Origin of the sequence: Mesorhizobium sp. ES1-4, from assembly GCF_020164745.1 — a bacterium.
Lineage (GTDB): Bacteria > Pseudomonadota > Alphaproteobacteria > Rhizobiales > Rhizobiaceae > Mesorhizobium.
The window spans coordinates 316565-337172 of the sequence record NZ_JAIUGV010000008.1 but is presented as its reverse complement, the minus strand read 5'-3'; the positions used below and the strand labels follow the sequence as shown (position 1 = coordinate 337172).

Sequence of the window (20608 nt, the reverse complement as noted above, 5' to 3'; positions counted from 1 at the left end):
TTTGACGAAATTCCTGCGAAACGGGCCGCTGTTCGCCTTTCTGCTGGCGACGATGCTGACGCTGTGCGCGGCTTCGTCGGCCTTCGCCGTCGAACCCATCAAGATTGCCCGCGACGATGTCGCGCTCGACCTTTCGCGCGCCGTCGAGATCTACCGCAACCAGGGCGAGAACTTCCAGGTGTCGACCGCGCCCGGGCCGGACGGCATCGTACGGCGCATCGAGGTCGAGGCCAACGACGCCCGTTCGACCGGCGACTGGGCCGTGTTCGCACTCGCCAACACCACCGACCAGCAGCTCGACAGGCTGATCGTCGCGCCGCATTTCCGGCTGGTCAATTCCGGCATCTTCTGGCCGGACCTGGGCTCGACGCGCATTGCCGCCATCACGCCGAGCGAAGGCTTCGCGCTCGACCGCCAGACCAGCCCCGACGCCGACGTGTTCCGGGTGACGCTGAACCCCGGCACGGTGATCACCTTCATCGCCGAACTCGCCTCGCCAAAGCTGCCCCAGGTCTACCTCTGGGACCCGGAATCCTACAAGGATTCGGTCAATTCCTACACGCTGTTTCGCGGCATCGTCATCGGCATCGCCGGCCTTCTGGCGCTGTTCCTGACCATCCTGTTCGTCGTCAAGGGAACGTCGATGTTCCCGGCGACGGCAGCTCTTGCCTGGGCGGTGCTTGCCTATATCTGCGTCGATTTCGGCTTCCTCAACAAGGTGATAGAGATCTCGCCCGGCAACGAACAGATGTGGCGAGCCGGAACGGAGGTGGGACTGGCGGCGACCTTCGTGGTTTTCCTGTTCGCCTATCTCAACCTCAACCGATGGCACGGCCATTTCAGCTATGGCGCCCTGGTCTGGATACTCGGCCTGCTGCTGATCGCCGGCGTCGCCATCGTCGATCCAGCGGTCGCCGCGGGCATTGCCCGCATCTCATTTGCCGCCACGGCGCTGACCGGGCTCGGCCTGATCATCTTCCTCGGTATTCGTGGTTACGACCGAGCGATCATGCTGGTGCCCAGCTGGGTCATGGTGCTGTTGTGGTTATGCGGGTCGTGGATGGCGGTTACCGGCATGCTTGACAACGACATCGCCCAGCCAGCCCTTGGCGGCGGGCTGATCCTGATCATCCTGTTGATCGGCTTCACCGTCATGCAGCACGCCTTTGCAGGTGGTGCGCTGCATCAGGGGCTGTTCTCCGACCTCGAGCGACAGGCGCTGGCCGTCGCGGGATCGGGCGATACGGTTTGGGACTGGGACGTGCTGCGCGACCGCGTGGTGACCAAACCCGATGTCAGCATCCAGCTCGGCCTTGCCCCCAACAGCCTGGGGGGCGCCGCGCGAAACTGGCTGCCGGTGCTGCATGCCGATGACCGCGACACGTTCCGCACGACGCTCGATGTGGTGCTGGAGCATCGGCGCGGCCGGGTGGCGCAGAACTTCCGCCTGCGCGGCGCCGACGGGCATTATCACTGGTTCGCCTTGCGCGCGCGCCCGGTGATCGGGTCGGACGGCGAGGTGATCCGCTGCGTCGGCACCATGGTCGACGTCACCGAACAGAAGAAATCCGAAGAGCGGCTGCTGCACGACGCCGTGCACGACAACTTGACCGGCCTGCCGAACCGCGAACTGTTCATGAACCGGCTGGAGGCGATCATCTCGATCGCCCGCACCGAAGAGAAGGTGCGTCCGACCGTCTTCGTCATCGACATTGATCGTTTCAAGCAGGTCAATGACGGGCTCGGCATCTCCGCCGGCGACACCATCCTGCTTACCATAGCACGGCGCCTGCACCGGCTGTTGAAGCCGAAGGACTCGCTGTCGCGGTTCGCCGGCGACCAGTTCGCGCTTATGCTGCTGTCCGAGCAGGATCCCGCCCGCATCGCCGGCGTGGCCGATGCGATCAAGCATGCGATAAACAATCCGATCACCTTTGCCAAACGCGAGATCGTGCTGACCGCCTCGATCGGCCTGATCACCTGGACTTCGGCGCAGACCTCGGCCGAGGACATGGTCAAGGACGCCGAACTCGCCATGCATCAGGCCAAGCGCTTCGGCGGCGACAGGATAGAGCCGTTCCGTCCTGCGTTCCGCACCGTCGGCACCGACCGCCTGCAGTTCGAATCCGACCTGCGGCGCGCCATCGAGCGGCGCGAGTTCACGCTGGCCTACCAGCCGATCGTGCGGCTCGAGGATGGCAGTGTCGCCGGCTTCGAGGCGCTGCTGCGCTGGGACCATCCACGCCGCGGCATGATCCCGCCGGCGGATTTCATCCCGGTCGCCGAAAGCTGCGGGCTGATCGTGCAGCTTGGGCTGTTTGCGATGCAGCAGGCGGCCGAGGATCTCGCGGGATGGCAAAAGCAGATCGGCGACGCGCCGCTGTCGGTTTCCGTCAACCTGTCCAGCCGCCAGCTCATCCGCCGCGACCTGGTCAGCGATGTGCGTTCGGTGATCGCACGCGCCAACCTGAAGCCGCGCTGCTTCCGGCTCGAACTCACCGAGTCGCTGGTCATGGACAATCCCGAACAGACGGCCCATGTGCTGACCAAGCTGAAGCAGCTCGGCATTGGCCTGTCGTTGGACGATTTCGGCACCGGCTACTCCTCGCTCGCCTATCTGACGCGGTTCCCGTTCGATACGATCAAGATCGACAAGAGCTTCGTCGACGACAACACGCCCAAGCGCGCCGTACTGCTCAAATCCATGGTCAACATGGCGCATGAGCTCGGCCTGTCGGTGGTCGCCGAGGGCATATCGGACGAGCGCGATGCGCTGGAGCTGCGCCAGATGGGCTGCGAATATGTGCAGAGCTTCATGTTCGGCGCGCCGATGCCGGGCGACCAGGTGCTGAAGACGCTGAAGGAGCAGTATCCGCTGACGCAGGCTTAAAAGCCTTCCGCGTCGTCAGGCGTGTCCGGCGGCCAGGCTGAGATGGGCAAGATCGATGCCGATCGAGGCGAGAATCCGGTCGTATTTGCGCTCGATGTCAGCGTCGAACAGCAATTCCGGCGTCGCCGGGCAGGTCAGCCAGCCATTCTCGGCGATCTCGGTTTCCAGTTGGCCGGCGCCCCAGCCGGAATAGCCGAGCGCCATCAGCGCGCGGCGCGGCCCGCGCCCTGACGATATTGCCCGCAATATGTCGACGGTCGCGGTCAGGCAGATGTCGTCGGAAACGGTGAGCGAGGATTCCACGCGGTAGTCGCCCGAATGGAGGACGAAGCCCCGGCTGCGGTCGACGGGTCCGCCATTGCGCACGACGAAATCGCGCGCCTGCGCCGGCAGGCGGATCGCCTCCTGCTCGTTCATGATGCCGAGTTGCACCAGAAGGTCCGGAAACAGCATCTGCTGCGTCTGGTTGATGATCAGGCCCATCGCGCCTTCATCGCTGTGCGCGCAGATATAGATGACCGAGCGCGTGAAACGGTCGTCCTTCATACCAGGCATGGCAATCAGGAACTGATCGTCGAGAAAGCCACGGCCAGCGGCTGTCTTCTTGTGGCGCAACAAATCCATGCCAGGGAGGGTAACGTGTTTCCCGGGCGCCGAAAAGATGGGCCGTACCGGATTCGACCAAAGCCCATATCGGCAGGCCGGGCTTGGCTTGCCCGCGAAGGTCACGCAAATATGATAACAGCAAGGCGATGAAATCATTGCGCGGCCACGAACGGACGATCAAATCACCACCATGCAAAGCTTGAAAATCCTGTTGCTCGGCGCGGTCATCGCATTGGCAACCGCCCTCCCCGCCACCGCCTCCTCATCAGCCTGGTACAAGAGCGAAGGCGGCAAGGTGCGGCTGGTGACCAGCGGCAGGCCGGACGACGCCGGTCGCATCCAAGGCGTTCTCGATATCGCGCTCAAACCGGGCTGGAAGACCTACTGGCGCGACCCTGGTGACGCAGGTGTTCCGCCGCAGCTGGACATTTCGGCCAGCACCAATATCGCCGATGCGATACTGTCGTTTCCCGCGCCGCAGCGCCACGACGATGGCTATGGCAAATGGGCCGGCTACAACTATCCCGTTTCGCTGCCTGTAACATTCACGCTGGCGACGCCGAACCGGCCGGCCGTCATCGATGCCGACATCTTTCTCGGCATTTGTGAGACCATCTGCATCCCCGTGCAGACACGGCTGAGCGTCGACCCCGCCTCCGATCCTGACAATGCCGACGACGCGGCATTGGTGAAGGCGAGTTTCACGGCATTGCCGGCGCCGGCAAAGCCTGACTTCGGCATCAACGTGCTGCCGGGCGATCACGAGACGCTGGTTGTCGAGGCGAGCTTTCCCGGCGACCCGGCGGCGGCGGATTTTTTCGTCGCCGGCGAGCGCGATTACATGTTCGGTACACCTTCGCGCGCGGAAAAGGACGGCAAGTTGATCTTCACCGTACCGATCCTCGATCGCCCTTCGACGACGCCGACGGAGGGCGGGCTCCACTACACGCTGACAAGTTCGGCCGGCGCGGTCGCGGGGTTGCTGCCTTTCCCTTGATGTTGGCCGTCTTGATAGCGGCTGCTGGCCAGTTGCGGAAACAACCCTGTTTCGCTATCGCAAAACACGTCCTTCCACTCCCCAAGCGAGGAATTCATGACCATCTCCGTTGGCGACAAGCTGCCCGAAGCGACCTTCAAGACCATGACCGCCGACGGCGCCAAGCCGATCACGTCGGCGGAGATTTTTGCGGGCAAGAAAGTGGTTCTGTTCGGCGTGCCCGGCGCCTTCACGCCGACCTGCAGCAACAACCATCTGCCCGGCTATCTCGAAAACCGTGACGCGATCCTGGCGCGCGGCGTCGACACCATCGCTGTCGTTTCGGTCAACGACGTTCATGTCATGGGCGCATGGGCGCGCTTCACCGGCGGCGAGGGCAAGGTCCTGTTCCTCGCCGACGGCAACGGCGATTTCGCCAAGGCGATCGGTCTCGACGCGGACTACTCCGGTGGCGGCATGGGCCTGCGCTCGAAGCGGTTTTCGATGATTATCGAGGACGGCAAGGTCTCCGCGCTCAATGTCGAGACCAAGCCCGGCGTCGACGAGTCCGGCGCGGCCCACATTCTCGGCCAGCTCTGAGCTTCGACGGCCGGGTCATGCGAAGCCGCAACGGCTGCTTCGTATGACGGGCGGCTACGCTGCGGAACTGCCGGCGTTCCGGGGGGACCAAGAATGTTTGACATCTTCTGGCGCGGTATCGCGATCGGCGTCGGCGCCACCATCCTGATGGATCTCTGGGCCTTCTTCCTGCACAAGGCATTCGGCCAGCCACGGCCGAACTGGGGGCCGGTCGGGCGCTGGGTCTGGCACCTCGGCGACAAGGTTTTTCACGACGATATCGGCGATGCGGCGCCCTACGCGCATGAGGTGCCCCTAGGCTGGGCCTTTCACTACTTTGTCGGCATCGTCTACGGCATCATCCTGGTCGTGGTGGCAGGAACGGGCTGGCTGGCCGCGCCGACCTTCCTGCCGGCCTTCATCTTCGGCATCGTTACCGTCGGCGCTGGCTGGTTCCTGCTGGCGCCAGGCATGGGCGCCGGCTGGGCGGCTTCAAAGCGGCCGAACCCGATGCGGATCCGCGCCTTCAACCTGGTGTCGCACACTGTGTTCGCGCTTGGGCTTTGGGGCACGGCGCTGCTGATCCGCTAGACGGTTCAGTGCAGGCTGTCGATCGGCCGCCATCCATGGATGATGTGGCGCGGGCCGATATCGTAGCCGAAATGGTTGGAGCTCAATAGCTCTGGGTCGAACGACGTGTTTTCGGAGCCAGGGGCTGCTTTGCCTGGACGTCAGGCTTTGGCGCCGACGCTACCGGCCTGAAAGGCCCCTTCTTGAACGGCGCCATGCCTTCCCTTGCAAGTTCGTCGGCGCGCTCGTTCTCGGCATGGCCGGCATGGCCCTTAACCCAGTTCCAGGTGACTTTGTGGCGCCGGTTGGCCTCGTCCAGCGCCTGCCAGAGCTCACCGTTCTTGACGGGCTTCCTGTCGGCGGTCTTCCAGCCGTTCTTCTTCCATCCATGGATCCATTTGGAAATGCCGTCCATGACGTATTTGCTGTCGGTGTGGAGCTCGACCGTGCAAGGTTCCTTCAAGGCGTTCAGCGCCGAGATCGCCGCCAGCAATTCCATGCGGTTGTTGGTCGTCTCGGCCTCGCCGCCTGAGAGTTCCTTGGTGGTGCCGTTGAAGCGCAGGACGGCGCCCCAGCCGCCGGGGCCGGGATTGCCTGAACAGGCGCCATCGGTAAAGATTTCAACCTGCTTGCTCATGCCAATCCATATTCCGAAGGAGATCTGATCGCCCGATGGAACCGCATCCTTCTGATGTATTCGGTCGGGTCGCGTTTCATCACCAGCCCGCCATCGGGGACGGTCAGCCAGTCGTAGAGCCGGGTCAGCATGAAGCGCAGTGCCGAGCCGCGCGCCAGCATCGGCAGCGCCGCCTTCTCCTCCGCGCTCAGGGGGCGCACGCTCTGATAGCCCGCGAGCAACGCCCTGCCCTTGGTGAGATTGAAGGAAAAGTCCTTCTCGAAGCACCAGGCGTTGAGGCAGGTGGCGACGTCGTAGGCGTAGAGATCGTCACAGGCGAAATAGAAGTCGATCAGACCCGAAAGCTTCTCGCCAAGGAAAAAGACATTGTCAGGGAAAAGATCGGCGTGGATTATGCCCGCGGGGAGGCCCTTGGGCCAGTTATGCTCGAAATCGGCGAAGTCGGCGTCGACCTCGGCGGCAAGGCCCGGCTCGACCTCGTCGGCGCGGCTGCGAGACGCACCCCAAAGCTTGCGCCAGCCGTCCAGAGCGAGCGCGTTCGGGCGCCTCATCGAAAAGTCGGCGCCAGCCAGGTGCAGCGCGGCCAGCGCCTTGCCAACCTCGGCGCAATGGGTCGCGGCCGGTCGCCGCAGCGAAAGACCCTCGAGGAAGGTGATGATGACCGCCGGCCGGCCAGCCAGCGTGCCGATGACGCTGCCGTCATGCGCGGACACCGGCAGCGGGCAGGACACCCCCTTGTTGGCGAGATGCCCCATCAACCCGAGGAAGAAGGGCAGATCCGCCTTCTCGACCCGCTTTTCATAGAGCGTCAGGATGTACGAGCCGCTGGAGGTGTGCAGCAGGAAGTTCGAATTCTCGGTGCCCTCGGCGATACCCTTGTACGACAGGAGATCGCCGACGGGGTAGTGCTTCAGGAAAGCGCCGAGTTCGCCCTCGGCAACGTCGGTGTAGACCGCCATGGCTGTTCACGCGGCCCCGTTGACGAAGGCCATGTCGGCCGGCGTCAGTTCGACATCGCGCAATACCCGCATGACCGGAAAATCCTCTGTTTCGGTGGCCGTGATGGCCAGGTCGATGGTCACATCGAAACGCTGGCGGAACGCTTCGATGATCTCGTCGACGATGATCTCCGGCGCCGATGCCCCCGCCGACAGACCGAGCGTCGAGATTGTGCCGATGTCATTCCACGGAATTTCGGCGGCGCGCTGCACGAGAAGCGACATGGCGGCGCCGGCGCGTTCGGCAACTTCGACAAGGCGGCGCGAATTCGAGGAATTGGGGGCGCCGACGATCAGATAGAGGTCAGCACCCGGGGCGGTGTCCTTGACCGCCTCTTGTCGGTTGGTGGTGGCGTAGCAGATCGACTCCGCCGCCGGCGCCTGCAGGTCCGGAAAGCGCTCCTGCAGCGCGCGGATGATGCCGGCGGTATCCTCGACCGAGAGCGTGGTCTGGGTGACGAGACCGAGCGCCTTCGGATCGGCGGGTACAAGCCTGGCGGCATCGGCCTCGGTCTCGACCAGCGTCACCGCGCCTTCCGGCAACTGCCCCATGGTGCCGATCACCTCGGGGTGGCCGGCATGGCCGATCAGCAGAACGTGGCGGCCAAGCCGCTGATGCCGCATCGCCTGTTTGTGCACCTTCGAAACCAGCGGACAGGTGGCGTCGAGATAGAACAGATTTCGCGCCTGGGCATCCGCCGGCACCGATTTCGGCACGCCATGCGCGGAGAAGACCACCGGCGACCGCCGGTGCTCGGCCGGAATTTCGGAAAGCTCCTCGATAAAGACGGCGCCCAGGCTTTGCAGCCCTTCCACCACATAGCGGTTGTGCACGATCTCATGGCGGACGTAGACCGGCGCGCCGTATTTCTTCAGCGCCAGCACGACGATCTGTATGGCGCGGTCGACGCCGGCGCAAAAGCCGCGCGGCTGGCAGAGCCGGATCGTCAGAGGAGGCTTGGCGATTGTCTGAAGCATTGAATCCTGGCCGTTCGTCAGCGCCGAAATGAGGTGCCTACCCCTGCCCTGTCAAGAGCATCGGCAAAAAGGGGGCGGCGCCCGCGTTCAGTCCTCTTTCGCGGGGCGGCGAAGCCGCAGTATGAGCACGGCGGCAAGCGCGGCGGCGAGCCCGTACCAGGTGACAGCATACTGCAGATGGCTGTTCGGCAGATCGATGATGGTCACGCCTCCGACCGGCAGACCGCCCGGATTCGGCGTCTTGTCGGCATCGATGAAGATCGGAACCAGCGTGAACCCAGCGGGCAGGCCGGCGCTCGCGGCCATGACGTCGCGGTCCTTCCAGTAGAAGATGTTCTTGGCCACGTCATTGTCGGGAAGCATCATCGAGGGCTTTGCCGGCAGCGGGTTGCGGGCAAGCCCGGTGACAGTGACCTTGCCCGTCACCTGTCCCTTGGCGCGCTTGGCCGCATCCTTGAGGTCGTAAGGCACGAAGCCACGGTTGACCAGGACGAAACGGCCATCGTCCAGGGCGAGCGGCGTGTAGACATTGAAGCCCGCATCCCCTTCCCAGGTCGCGTAGAAATGCCGCTCGCCCGAATGCAGGAAAGTGCCGGTCACCGTGACCGGCGTATAGTCGACGTCGCCGGTCGAGGCGAATTCCCTTTCGACCTCGGCCAGTGGCAGCAGCGCCGAATGCGTGCGCTGGTCGATGGTCCGCAGCAGGCCTTCCTTCCAGTGCAGACGCTGGACCTGCCAGGTGCCGAGCGCCAGCAGTACCAGGAACAGCACAAGGCCAAGGACGAACAACAGTACCGATCTCGGCTGCGAACGGCCGCCGGCTTTGACGGAAGTCTCGCTCATTCGCCGCGGTCCAGCCGGCCCTCGGCAGCTTTGTTGCTGTATTGCAGGGTGAGCAGCACGCCCTTGATCAACCGAAGCGCCGTCAGGCACAGCACAAGGGCCAGCGGGATCCATATCACCAGATGCAGCCACAGCGGCGGGCTCAGCGTCACTTCGACCCAGAGCGCAAGGCCGACGATGACGAAGCCGATGATCAGGATGACGAAGACCGCCGGCCCGTCACCGGCATCGGCGTAGGAATAGTCGAGGCCGCAATTGACGCAGCGCTTGCCGACAGTGAGAAAGCCGGAAAACAGTCGTCCCTCGCCGCAGCGCGGGCACCGGCCGTGCAGGCCGGCCGAAATGGGATCAATCGGAGGCCAGATCGCCTTGTCTTCAGTCGTGGATGGCCCGTCGCTCATGGTCATTGCTCGATCTCGATCGGTGCCCCATCGGCCACCATTGCCCAGATTTCGTCCATGGCGGAATCCGTAACGGCAATACAGCCATCGGTCCAGTCGACCAATTGAAGCAGCCAGCCCCACCAGCCGAAGCCGTTCGGCTGGCCGTGGATCATGATCATGCCGCCGGGATCTACACTGCGCGCCTTCGCGGCCGCCAGATCGTCGGCATCGGGATAGGAGACATGGATCGACTGGCGCGCGACGCAGCTGGGGTTGCGCCAGTCGAGGACATAGCGGCCTTCGGGCGTGCGCCGAAAAGAAGAAGGCGGCCACGTCGCCGCGGCCGCCTTCGCGAAATCGACATCCAAAAGTTGGATCAGTGGCCTTCGATCACCGCGCCGGCCGATCCCCAGACATAGATCGAGGCGAACAGGAATAGCCAGACGACGTCGACGAAGTGCCAGTACCAGGCGGCCGCCTCGAAGCCGAAATGCTGCTTGGGGGTGAAGTCGCCCTTCATCGCGCGGATCAGGCAGACCAGCAAGAAGATGGTGCCGATGATGACATGGAAGCCATGGAAGCCGGTCGCCATGAAGAAGGTGGCGCCATAGATCGAATCCTTGAAGCCGAATGGCGCGTGTATGTACTCGTAGGCCTGCACCATGGTGAACAGCATGCCGAGACCGACGGTCAGCACCAGGCCGTTGATCAGCCCCTTGCGGTCGCCATGGATGAGCGAGTGGTGCGCCCAGGTGACCGTGGTGCCCGAGAGCAGCAGGATGATGGTGTTGTAGAGCGGCAAATGGAAGGGATCGAGAACCTCCATGCCCTTCGGAGGCCAGACACCACCGGTAAAGGTGTGACGCGCGTAGTTCTGCACCTCACCGGCAAAAAGGCTGGCATCGAAGTAGGCCCAGAACCAGGCAACGAAGAACATCACCTCCGAGGCGATGAACATGATCATCCCGTAGCGCAGATGCAGCGACACGACGCGCGTGTGGTGACCCTCATGCGCTTCCTTGATCGTGTCCGACCACCAGGCGAACATGGTGTACAGCACGATCACGATGCCGATGAAGAACAGCCAGGGATTGGCGATGTTGATGCCGAAGATCGGGAAGGAGCCGGCCTTCAGGTATTCCATAAGGCAGACGCCGCCAAAAGCGGTGACAAGCGCCCCTATCGATCCCAGGAAAGGCCACGGGCTCGGGTCGACGAGATGGTAGTCATGGTGTGGTTTTGCGTGCGCGTCTGCCATATCAACCCCCGAGATTTCCTTCGGTATCTGAAACTGTCTTGCTCTTGCCCTGGACCGGCTCCGAGGAGGCGACCGGCTTGTTCTTTTCGACCGGGAACATCGTATAGGACAGAGTGATCGTCTTGATGTCCTTCAGTTCCGGCACATTCACGATATCAGGGTCCACATAGAACAGGACCGGCATGTCCAGCGTCTCGCCGGGCTTCAGCGTCGTATCGGTGAAGCAGAAGCATTCGACCTTGTTGAAGTACGGGCCTGCCAGTTCCGGCTGCACGTTGAAAGTGGCACGACCGGTGACGACGCGATCGAACTTGTTGGTCGCCTGGTAATGCGCCTGCACGGTCTCGCCTATCTTCATGGTCATCGAGCGCTGGACCGGCTGGAAATCCCACGGCACACCGGCGATGTTGGCGTCGAAACGGACGGTGATCTCACGGTCAAGCACGTGACCGGCATACTGCTTTTCGACACGCTGCGTCGTGCCGCCATAACCTGTCGCCTGGCAGAACATCTTGTAGAGCGGCACGGCTGCATAGGCCATGCCGATCATGCCGGTGAAGAAGGCGAGGCAAACGGCCGCGACGACGAGGTTGCTGGTTTTCCCGGCCGATTTTCTGGGCGTCTCGCCGCTCATCACATCTTGCCCGACAAATTGTGGCCGAACTTCACGATCGTCGCGATGTAGAAAATGACGACGAGCACCGCCAGCGCGAAGCCGATCGCGATGGAACGTCCGCGCTGGGCCTTCTTCTGGGGTTCGGTCAAGGTGACCGTTTCGAGTTTGTCGTCTGCCATGCTCATGCTCCACCAGCCGTGATTATGCGCCCGATGACGCTGTCGGCGAGATAGACGGCGAAAATGGCGAAGAGATAGAGCAGCGAATAAGCGAACAAGGCCTTGGCCGGCTTCATCGCGCGATCGCTGTCGGGCATGCCAAGCACTTTCCAGGCATACCAAACAAAGCCCGCGCCCAGCAGCAGGGCGGCCACGCCATAGATCGGTGTCGTGTAGCCGAGCAGCCAGGGCAGCACGCCGACCGGGGCCAGCACCAGTGCGTAGGCGAAAATCTGACGGCGGGTCGATGCATGGCCGGCAACATTCGGCATCATCGGGATGCCGGCCCGGCCATAGTCTTCGGACTTGAACAGCGCGAGCGCCCAGAAATGCGGCGGCGTCCACAGAAAGATGATCAGGAACAGGATGATGCTTTCGAGGCTGACCGACCCGGTCACCGCGGCCCAGCCGATAACCGGCGGGATCGCGCCAGCGGCACCGCCGATGACGATGTTCTGCGGCGTCGAGCGTTTCAGCCACATCGTGTACACGACGGCATAGAAGAAGATGGTGAAGGCCAGCAGCGTGGCGGCCAGCCAGTTGACCAGAACGCCGAGTGTCATCACCGACAGGACCGAAAGCACCAAGCCGAAGCTGAGCGCCTCGTGCGGCTGGATACGGCCGGACGGGACCGGGCGGCTGGCGGTCCTGGTCATCACCGCGTCGATGTCGGCGTCGTACCACATGTTGAGGGCGCCCGAGGCGCCGGCGCCAATCGCGATGGCCAGGATGGCGATCACCGCCAGCAGCGGGTTGATGGTCACCGGTGCGGCAACCAGCCCGACAAAGGCGGTGAACACCACCAGCGACATGACGCGTGGCTTCAGCAGGGCGAAGAAATCGCCCGCCGTCGCTTCCGACATGCGGAAGCCCACTTCGTCAATGCCTGTTTCGTCGACTAGGGCCATGCGTACTCAAGTCCATTCTTCCGTTGGCCAAACCGCCGGCGGACCGGCGGCTTCGCATTCGAGGGGGAGCCGCTTTACTTGATCTTCGGCAGTTGCTCCCACTGGTGGAAGGGCGGCGGCGAAGGAAGCTGCCATTCGAGAGTCGTTGCACCCTCGCCCCATGGGTTAGCACCGGCCACCCGCTTCTTCTGGAACGCTTCGAACACGCAGTAGAGGAAGATCAGGACGCCGACGGCCGAGATGTAGGAACCGATTGACGACACATAGTTCCAGCCCGCAAACGCGTCGGGATAGTCGATGGTGCGGCGCGGCATGCCGGCGAGGCCGAGGAAATGCTGCGGGAAGAAGATCAGGTTGACGCCGACGAAGGTGACCCAGAAGTGGGTGTTGGCGATGACAGGCGAATACATGTAGCCGGTCATCTTCGGGAACCAGTAGTACCAGCCGGCGAAGATGGCGAACACCGCGCCCAGCGACAGCACGTAGTGGAAGTGGGCGATGACGAAATAGGTGTCATGCAGAGAACGGTCGAGGCCGGCATTGGCCAGCTGGACGCCCGTGACACCGCCGATGGTGAACAGGAAGATGAAGCCCAGCGCCCACAGCATCGGCGTCTTGAACGAGATCGACCCGCCCCACATCGTCGCGATCCAGGAAAAGATCTTCACGCCCGTCGGCACCGCGATGACCATGGTGGCGAAAACGAAATAGCGCTGCGTGTCGAGCGACAGGCCGGTCGTGTACATGTGGTGCGCCCAGACGATGAAGCCGACGGCGCCGATCGCGACCATGGCATAAGCCATGCCGAGATAACCGAAGACCGGCTTCCTCGAGAAGGTCGAGACGATATGGCTGATGATGCCGAAGCCCGGCAGGATCAGGATGTACACTTCCGGATGGCCGAAGAACCAGAACAGGTGCTGGAACAGCAGCGGATCGCCGCCGCCCTCGGGAACGAAGAAGGTGGTGCCGAAATTGCGATCGGTGAGCAGCATGGTGATGCCGCCGGCCAGAACCGGCAAGGACAGCAGCAGAAGGAATGCGGTGACCAGCACCGACCAGGCAAACAGCGGCATCTTGTGCAGCGTCATGCCAGGCGCGCGCATGTTGAAGATCGTGGTGATGAAGTTGATGGCACCCAGGATCGAGGACGCGCCGGCGATGTGGATCGACAGGATGGCCAGATCCATGGCGGGACCGGGCTGACCCGAGGTCGACAGCGGCGGATAGAGCGTCCAGCCACCACCGACACCGTAAGCACCTGATGCGCTTGGCACGAACATCGAGGTGAGCAGCAGGATGAAGGCCGGCGGCAGCAGCCAGAACGAGATGTTGTTCATGCGCGGGAACGCCATGTCCGGAGCACCGATCATGATCGGCACCATCCAGTTGGCAAAACCGCCGATCAACGCCGGCATGACCATGAAGAAGATCATGATCAGGGCGTGCGCGGTGGCGAAGGCGTTGTACATGCTCTTGCCGCCGTCGATCGCCGCATCACCGTTCATGCCGTAGACCATCTGCGCCAGACCGCTGAAGATCTGGATACCAGGCTCCTGCAGTTCCATGCGGATGGCCACCGACAGCGCGCCGCCAATGATACCCGCCATGATCGCGAAGATCAGGTAGAGCGTACCGATGTCCTTGTGGTTGGTCGAATAAACCCAGCGCACCCAACCGTGATAAGGCTTGTGGTCGTGCCCGTCGTGAGCTGCAGCGTCTGCCATGTTCCGCTCCGTTCCCTAAATCTTACTGACCGGCGGCATCAATTGCCGGCGGCCGCTACCTTGTTATGGCCGTCGACCTCGGCCATGAGCGTCTTGTTGGCGCCCGGCAGATCGGTCTTGGCCGCCGCCAGCCAGGTCTTGAACTGCGCGTCCGAGACGACACGGATGGCGATCGGCATGAAGGCGTGGTCCTTGCCGCAGAGCTGCGAGCATTGACCATAATACAGGCCCTCCTTCTCCGCCTTGAACCAGGTTTCATTGGTGCGTCCCGGAATGGCGTCGATCTTGATGCCGAAGGACGGCATTGCAAAGGAATGGATCACGTCGGTCGCGGTGACCAGCACGCGGGTCATGGTGTTGACCGGCACCACCAGCTCATTGTCGACGGCAAGCAGTCGCGGATAGACCTTGCGGTCTTCCTTGCCGGCCTTGGCGCGATCGCTATCCTGGAGGATGGCGGAGTTGAAGGCGAGCGTGTTGTCGGTCTGGTATTCGTAGTCCCAGTTCCACTGGTTGCCGGTCGCCTTGACTGTCAGCTTGGCCTCTTCCGGCGGCGTGTATTGCGCGGTCAGGAGTTGGAATGACGGGATGGCAAGACAGAGCAGAACGACGACCGGGCCGACGGTCCAGACCACCTCGATCAGCGTGTTGTGGCTGGTCTTGGAAGGAACCGGATTTGCGCTCGCGCGGAACCTCACGATGCAGTAGGCGAGGAGAAGGAGCACCAGGACGGTGATCGGAACGATGAACCACATCGTGTAATTTCCGAACCATTCGATCTGCCGCATCATATCGGTCGCCGGCGCCTGGAAGGTGGTCTCCCACGCCACTGGCTGATCGGCATGGGCGGATGTGCCGGCCAAAAACGCGGTGGCGGCCCCAGCACTTGCTAGAAACCTGGCGTTTGCTAGGAAATTTCTCATCGCCCTCTTCGTCTCCCAGTTCCTCGCGGCCGTGCCAGCGAGAATAACGAACAATGCCGGAACGGGAATCCCGACAGTCTCAAGCTGGTTCAAACCATACTCCTTTTCCCTCCGCAAGAAAGGAGCGGCCGAAACCGTGCGGCATTTTTGCGCGCAAGCCGGCATGGCTCTTCCGCGGCAATAGCCACAGTGGCGAATCGGGTATGTTATGCTGGCTGTCCGCGCTATGCCGGCGATGCGGGCAAGGCGTCGTAATTCAGGCGAATTTGGCAGGGAGAAGCGCTGTATTGCCTCTTTCGGGACAGTCCGGCCGCGGTCTCGTCCTTTACTTGGTATTGGCGCGGCTTAAAGTGCCGTGATTCGCAATGGAGCCGTCATGAACTCTTGGCTTTCGAGACTGAGGCATAAGCGATCGGGACTTTCGAGGCCCATGGCGAACGCCGTGTTTCTCGCCGTCCTGTCCGCTGTCGGCCTGTTCGTCGCCGGTCAGGCCGATGCCGCCCAGCCGAGCGGCACGGTGCGCTCGACGCATGGCGCCTGGTCGATCATCTGCGACACGCCGGCCGGCGCCACCTCGGAACAATGCGTGATGATGCAGAACGTCGTCGCCGAGGACCGGCCGGAGATGGGGCTTTCTGTCGTCGTGCTGCGCACCGCGGACAACAAGGCCGAGATCCTGCGCGTGCTGGCGCCGCTCGGCGTGCTGTTGCCGAACGGCCTCGGCCTCAACGTCGACGGCAAGGACATCGGCCGCGCCTATTTCGTGCGCTGCTTCCAGGACGGGTGTTATGCCGAGGTCATTCTCGAAAAGCCGCTGCTCGACACGCTGAAGACCGGCACGTCGGCGACCTTCATCGTCTTCCAGACGCCTGAGGAAGGCATCGGCATCCCTGTCGACCTCAAGGGTTTCGCCGAAGGTTTCGCCGCCCTGCCCTGATCAGGGCTTCGCGCGGAGCCAAACCTGGACGCGGCTTTTGCCGACCCCAGAAGCATGCCCCACGTCAAGCGGACAGCGTCATTCGCCGGCGTCGTCTTCATTGCCGATTGTCTGGACGGGGCTTCACGCCTACATCGGGGTAAAGCAATCATCCCACGGACGGACGCGCCATGAACAGCCTGATCGGCCAATTCGACATTTCAGACGACCGCATCAAGCAGATCGTCGCCGACACCATCAAGGGCGCCGACGACGGCGAACTGTTTCTCGAATACAGCGAGAGCGAAGCGCTGATGTTCGACAACGGCCGGCTCAAGACCGCCAGCTTCAGCACCGACCAGGGCTTTGGCCTGCGCGCGGTTGCCGGCGAAGCCAGCGGCTATGCTCATTCCAGCGACCTGTCCGAGGCGTCGCTGCTGCGCGCGGCCAATGCCGTGTCGACCGTCAAGGGCGGCTATTCCGGCACGCTCGCCGCGGCCCCCGCCCGCACCAATCGCCACCTCTACGGCGACGAGAATCCGATCCCCTCGCCTTCCTTCGAGGCCAAGGGGAGGCTGCTTCAGGAAATCGACGCCTGGCTGCGCGCCGAGGACCCACGCGTGCGCCAGGTGACGGCCTCGATCGCCGCATCCTGGCAGCATGTCGAGATCGTTCGTGCCGATGGCCAGGTGGTGCGCGATATCAGGCCGATGGTCCGAGTCAACGTCTCGGTCGTCGTCGGCGATGGTGAGCGCCAGGAGAGCGGCTCCTACGGCATGGGCGGGCGCAAGGCGTTCGGCGACTTCCTGGTCGAGGATAGCTGGAAGCACGCCGCCAGAGAGGCGCTCCGGCAAGCGCTCGTCAATCTGGAGGCGATCCCGGCCCCGGCCGGCACGTTCGACATCGTGCTGTCCAGCGGCTGGCCCGGCGTCATGCTGCATGAAGCCGTCGGGCACGGGCTGGAAGGCGACTTCAACCGCAAGAAGACATCGGCCTTCGCCGGCCTGATGGGGCAGCAGGTAGCCGCCAAGGGCGTTACGGTCGTTGACGACGGCACCATCCCCGAGCGGCGCGGCTCGCTCACCGTCGACGATGAAGGCACGCCTTCGGCCCGCAACGTGCTGATCGAGGACGGCAAACTGGTCGGCTACATGCAGGATCGGCAGAACGCGCGGCTGATGGGCATGAAGGCCACCGGCAATGGCCGGCGCGAAGGCTATGCGCATCAGCCGATGCCGCGCATGACCAACACCTACATGACCTCGGGCGACATGGAGCCGGATGAGATCATCGCCTCGGTGAAGAACGGCATCTATGCCGTCTCCTTCGGCGGCGGACAGGTCGACATCACGTCGGGCAAATTCGTGTTCGGCTGCACCGAGGCCTACATGATAGAGAACGGCAAGGTGACGCAGCCGATCAAGGGCGCCATGCTGATCGGCAACGGGCCCGATGCCATGCACCGCGTCACGATGGTCGGCAACGACATGAAGCTCGACAATGGCATCGGCATGTGCGGCAAGGCCGGCCAGGGCGTGCCCGTCGGCGTCGGACAGCCGCATCTGAGGATGAACCAGATGACGGTCGGCGGCACCAGGGTTTGAGGCTCGGTGCCGTTGCGGTATCGTTACCCGCCAAGCGATCTTTCCGGATGCGGGCGCCCTCCACCATGCCAGTCGCCATCCTGCCGGGTGCGGGCATTTCGGCGGCCGGCACCTTGAAGTGGACACAATCCACATTAAGAAATTATTAAGTCTTTGACTGCCTGGGCTGCCTTTGCGCACGAACGCAGCGCCAGTTCCTCGTTGCGGTGGTGGTTTTGGCAATGCGGCACTCCCCCGTCCTGGTTCTCCTGCTTGGCTTTGTTTCGTTGACTGGTGCGACATTGCTACCAGCCAGTCCGGCGTCGGCACAGTCGACATTGTTCAAGTCGCGATCGAGCCAATCTTCCACCGATGGGTTACGCTCCGCCGCCGTGGGCGGACGCACCAGCGTCCCCTACGGTTGGGTCGATTTCTGTCATCGCCGACCAAGGGAGTGCAGGGTTCCCACCCTGCCGGCCGCGAACGTCAAGCTGACAGCGCGGAACCTGCGCATCCTCAAGCGGATAAATCAGAAGGCGAACAGCGCCATCCAGCCGGTCAGCAATTTCGATCACTGGGGCACGATGATGGACCATTGGGATTATCCGGTTGACGGCAAGGGCGACTGCAAGATCTACGCGCTCTACAAGCGCAAGCTGCTTCAGGAGGCTGGATTTCCCCGGCAGGCGCTGTTGATGACGGTCGTGCGCGACCTCAACAACGAAGGCCACACCGTCCTGACGGTGAAAACCGACAAAGGCGATCTCATCCTCGACAATATGGTCGACGAAATCAGGCCCTGGAACGCAACAGGCTACTATTTTCTGAAACGTCAGTCACAGCAGAATCCGAATATCTGGCTGTCGGTCAACCAGCGCGGTGGCACGCCGAAAACCCTCACGAATGTCGCAAAGCTCGTAGACTGAGCCTGTCGGGACCGTAGCAGTCCAGGCGCTCAGCGCCTCTTCCTGGGCTTTTCCAGCAAGGCGACCGCTTCGACATGTGGCGACCACAGGAACTGGTCGATCGGCGTCACGCTCTTCAAAGTGTAGCCGCCGTCGATGAGGACGCGCAGGTCTCGAGCCAGCGTCACCGGGTTGCATGACACCGCGGCAACGAAGGGAACATCCGAGCGGGCGATCTGCTTCGACTGGTCTTCCGCACCGGCCCTTGGTGGGTCGAACACGAGGCCGTCGAAGGCGTTCAATTCCTTGAAAGTCAGTGGCCGCCGAAACAGGTCGCGACGCTCGCCCGTCACGCGCTTGAGCCCGGTCGCGAAGCGGGAGCCCCGGTCGAGCGCCGAAAGCGCGGCCGCATCGCCTTCGACCGCATGGACTTCCGACTTCGCGGCCAGCCGCAAGGCAAAGCTGCCGCAACCGGCGAAGAGATCCGCGATCTTCCTGGCTCGCTTCAGATGTCCGCCGACGATCTCGGCCATGGCCCGTTCGGCTGCCTCGGTCGCCTGCAGGAAGGCGCCGGGTGGCACGGCGACGGCGACGCTGCCGAACATGACGATGGGCTTCCTCGGCTCGATGACGATCTCGTCGTCGATGGACAGTCTGGCAAAGCCGTGCGCAATGACGAAATTGGAGGCGATACGGCGCTGGTGTTCGCCGAGCTTGCCGGAGTCGTGCGCGGCGACATCGAGGCCCGAAGCAGTCACGGTGACCGCCATCCGGAATGATTTGGTGGTGGCACATATCAACTCGGCCAGCGACTTCAACGGGCCGAGCGCGGCGACGATTTCGGGCACCGAGATCGGGCATTCGGATATGGAAATGATTTCCGGCGACAGATGCCGGTTGAAGCCCAGCAGCATGCCCGTATCGGTGCGCCGGGCGGCAAGCACGACACGGCGGCGCGTGTGCGGCGCGCAGGCGACCAGTTCACCGATATCGCAGTCGATGCCCTTGCCCTTCAGCGCGTGCACCACCTTGTCGCGTTTCCACTGGCGATAGGCTTCGGCCTCGAAATGCTGGAGCGCGCAACCGCCGCATTCGGTGAAATGGCGGCAGGCGGGTTCGATGCGCAGCGGCGAGGCGTCCAGCACCGCCATCAGCGTGGCGCGATCCCGTTCGCGAACGGCGGTGACGGTCTCGCCCGGCAGCGAGAAGGGAATGAACAGGTCGCCGCTTTCGGTTTCGGCGATGCCGTCGCCCTGTGCGCCCAGTTTCCTGATGGTGAAGCGTGCGCTCATCGGTCCTTAGTCCCACCGAGCAGGAATTCGCGATTGCCGTCGCCACCTTCGATCGGCGACAGATGCAGGCCAAGCGCGCGCCAGCCGGGAATGGCATCCAGCCAATCCTGCAGCAGGCCCGCGACACGGGCGGCATCGAAGGGATCCTTCAACAGCCCACCCCTGCCGATCGCCTCGCGACCGGCCTCGAATTGCGGTTTGACCAGAAAGATCGCGTCGGCACCGGGCTTGGCAAGGGCAAGCGCCGGCGGCAGCGCCAGTTTCAGCGAGATGAAACTGACGTCGGAAACAATAAAATCCGGATCGCGGCCGGCAAGATCGGCGGCCGTGAGATCGCGTGCGTTAAGGCCTTCGATCACGGTTACACGCGGATCACCGCCGATATCGGGGTGCATCTGGCCATGCCCGACATCGATTGCCGTGACATGCGATGCGCCGCGTTCGAGCAGCACCTGGGTGAACCCGCCTGTCGAGGCGCCGATGTCGAGGGCTTCGCGGCCGGCGGGGTCGAGGCCAAAATGGTCCAGTCCGCCGATCAGTTTCAGCGCCGCGCGCGAAACATAGCCTTGCGCCGGATCGCCGATGGCGACAAGGCATCGCGGCGAAACGTTCTGGCCAGGCTTGCGGGCAATGGCGCCGTCAACCGTCACCGTGCCGCGCTCGACCGCGTCGCGGGCTCGCGAGCGGCTGGCAAACAGCCCGCGCTGGACGAGCAAGTCGTCGAGTCGCTGGCGAGAGCTGGCTGGCAGAGGCGAATTCATCGACCCTCTCTGGCGAAAGCCGGCCGCGAAGGCAAGCGCAT

The 20608-nt window shown here is 63.2% G+C and carries 21 protein-coding genes and 1 pseudogene; 7 read left to right on the top strand and 15 right to left on the bottom strand.

Annotated elements, in window-relative coordinates; all coding sequences use genetic code 11:
* The first annotated feature begins 1 nt into the window (after position 1).
* A complete protein-coding gene (locus tag LB556_RS17995; RefSeq protein WP_224569064.1) occupies positions 2–2890 on the top strand; it encodes an EAL domain-containing protein in 2889 nt (962 codons plus the stop codon).
* A 15-nt stretch (positions 2891–2905) separates the two neighbouring features.
* On the opposite strand, the gene LB556_RS17990 is transcribed toward LB556_RS17995, so the two are convergent.
* Positions 2906–3514 carry a YqgE/AlgH family protein gene (locus tag LB556_RS17990; protein ID WP_224569063.1) on the bottom strand — a complete coding sequence of 203 codons (609 nt, stop codon included), beginning with the start codon at positions 3512–3514 and terminating at the stop codon, positions 2906–2908.
* 172 nt (positions 3515–3686) lie between these two features.
* On the opposite strand from LB556_RS17990, the gene LB556_RS17985 reads away from it, so the two are divergent.
* From LB556_RS17985 to LB556_RS17975, 3 genes are all read left to right on the top strand, one after another.
* Positions 3687–4493 carry a protein-disulfide reductase DsbD domain-containing protein gene (locus LB556_RS17985; RefSeq protein WP_224569062.1) on the top strand — a complete coding sequence of 269 codons (807 nt, stop codon included), beginning with the start codon at positions 3687–3689 and terminating at the stop codon, positions 4491–4493.
* Between the two features lie 96 nt (positions 4494–4589).
* On the top strand, positions 4590–5072 hold the full coding sequence (locus LB556_RS17980) for a peroxiredoxin (RefSeq protein WP_224569061.1): 483 nt from the start codon (positions 4590–4592) through the stop codon (positions 5070–5072).
* 93 nt (positions 5073–5165) lie between these two features.
* A complete protein-coding gene (locus LB556_RS17975) occupies positions 5166–5642 on the top strand; it encodes a DUF2938 domain-containing protein (RefSeq protein ID WP_224569060.1) in 477 nt (158 codons plus the stop codon).
* 82 nt (positions 5643–5724) lie between these two features.
* Here LB556_RS17975 and rnhA read toward each other — a convergent pair whose 3' ends face one another.
* The 12 genes and pseudogenes from rnhA to coxB form a co-directional block, all read right to left on the bottom strand.
* Complete coding sequence (rnhA, locus tag LB556_RS17970; RefSeq protein WP_224569059.1) at positions 5725–6258, bottom strand: ribonuclease HI; 534 nt, start codon at positions 6256–6258, stop codon at positions 5725–5727.
* On the bottom strand, positions 6255–7217 hold the full coding sequence (locus LB556_RS17965; RefSeq protein WP_224569058.1) for a homoserine kinase: 963 nt from the start codon (positions 7215–7217) through the stop codon (positions 6255–6257). The genes rnhA and LB556_RS17965 overlap by 4 nt, the downstream gene beginning before the upstream one ends.
* A gap of 6 nt (positions 7218–7223) precedes the next feature.
* Entirely contained in the window at positions 7224–8234 is a 1011-nt protein-coding gene (ispH, locus tag LB556_RS17960; RefSeq protein ID WP_224569057.1) for a 4-hydroxy-3-methylbut-2-enyl diphosphate reductase, read from the bottom strand.
* Between the two features lie 87 nt (positions 8235–8321).
* Positions 8322–9077, bottom strand: a complete 756-nt coding sequence (locus LB556_RS17955) for an SURF1 family protein (RefSeq protein ID WP_224569056.1) — start codon at positions 9075–9077, stop codon at positions 8322–8324.
* Complete coding sequence (locus tag LB556_RS17950; protein WP_224569055.1) at positions 9074–9484, bottom strand: DUF983 domain-containing protein; 411 nt, start codon at positions 9482–9484, stop codon at positions 9074–9076. The genes LB556_RS17955 and LB556_RS17950 overlap by 4 nt, the downstream gene beginning before the upstream one ends.
* Positions 9481–9774: pseudogene (locus LB556_RS17945) on the bottom strand (L,D-transpeptidase family protein); the annotation flags it as partial. The gene LB556_RS17950 and the pseudogene LB556_RS17945, both read right to left, overlap by 4 nt.
* 62 nt (positions 9775–9836) lie before the next feature.
* Positions 9837–10718 (bottom strand): cytochrome c oxidase subunit 3, encoded by an 882-nt coding sequence (locus LB556_RS17940; RefSeq protein WP_224569054.1) that lies wholly within the window; start codon positions 10716–10718, stop codon positions 9837–9839.
* A gap of 1 nt (position 10719) precedes the next feature.
* The gene (locus LB556_RS17935) at positions 10720–11352 is read right to left on the bottom strand and encodes a cytochrome c oxidase assembly protein (protein ID WP_224569053.1); all 633 of its coding nucleotides are present in this window, start codon (positions 11350–11352) and stop codon (positions 10720–10722) included.
* Positions 11352–11513, bottom strand: a complete 162-nt coding sequence (locus LB556_RS17930) for a hypothetical protein (protein WP_224569099.1) — start codon at positions 11511–11513, stop codon at positions 11352–11354. The genes LB556_RS17935 and LB556_RS17930 overlap by 1 nt, the downstream gene beginning before the upstream one ends.
* A 2-nt stretch (positions 11514–11515) precedes the next feature.
* Complete coding sequence (locus tag LB556_RS17925; protein ID WP_224569052.1) at positions 11516–12460, bottom strand: heme o synthase; 945 nt, start codon at positions 12458–12460, stop codon at positions 11516–11518.
* Positions 12461–12534: 74 nt separating this feature from the next.
* Positions 12535–14187 (bottom strand): cytochrome c oxidase subunit I, encoded by a 1653-nt coding sequence (gene ctaD / locus LB556_RS17920; RefSeq protein ID WP_224569051.1) that lies wholly within the window; start codon positions 14185–14187, stop codon positions 12535–12537.
* 38 nt (positions 14188–14225) lie between these two features.
* Positions 14226–15110 (bottom strand): cytochrome c oxidase subunit II, encoded by an 885-nt coding sequence (gene coxB, locus LB556_RS17915; protein WP_224569050.1) that lies wholly within the window; start codon positions 15108–15110, stop codon positions 14226–14228.
* A 376-nt stretch (positions 15111–15486) separates the two neighbouring features.
* On the opposite strand from coxB, the gene LB556_RS17910 reads away from it, so the two are divergent.
* The 3 genes from LB556_RS17910 (at position 15487) to LB556_RS17900 (ending at position 18535) form a co-directional block, all read left to right on the top strand.
* Entirely contained in the window at positions 15487–16047 is a 561-nt protein-coding gene (locus LB556_RS17910; RefSeq protein WP_224569049.1) for an invasion associated locus B family protein, read from the top strand.
* 170 nt (positions 16048–16217) lie between these two features.
* Positions 16218–17630 (top strand): metalloprotease TldD, encoded by a 1413-nt coding sequence (gene tldD, locus LB556_RS17905; protein ID WP_224569048.1) that lies wholly within the window; start codon positions 16218–16220, stop codon positions 17628–17630.
* Between the two features lie 371 nt (positions 17631–18001).
* Entirely contained in the window at positions 18002–18535 is a 534-nt protein-coding gene (locus tag LB556_RS17900) for a transglutaminase-like cysteine peptidase (protein ID WP_224569047.1), read from the top strand.
* Between the two features lie 29 nt (positions 18536–18564).
* Here LB556_RS17900 and LB556_RS17895 read toward each other — a convergent pair whose 3' ends face one another.
* Positions 18565–19806, bottom strand: a complete 1242-nt coding sequence (locus LB556_RS17895) for a class I SAM-dependent RNA methyltransferase (protein ID WP_224569046.1) — start codon at positions 19804–19806, stop codon at positions 18565–18567.
* Positions 19803–20567: a TlyA family RNA methyltransferase gene (locus tag LB556_RS17890; RefSeq protein WP_224569045.1), complete on the bottom strand. Its 765-nt coding sequence runs from the start codon at positions 20565–20567 to the stop codon at positions 19803–19805. The genes LB556_RS17895 and LB556_RS17890 overlap by 4 nt, the downstream gene beginning before the upstream one ends.
* Positions 20568–20608: the final 41 nt, after the last annotated feature.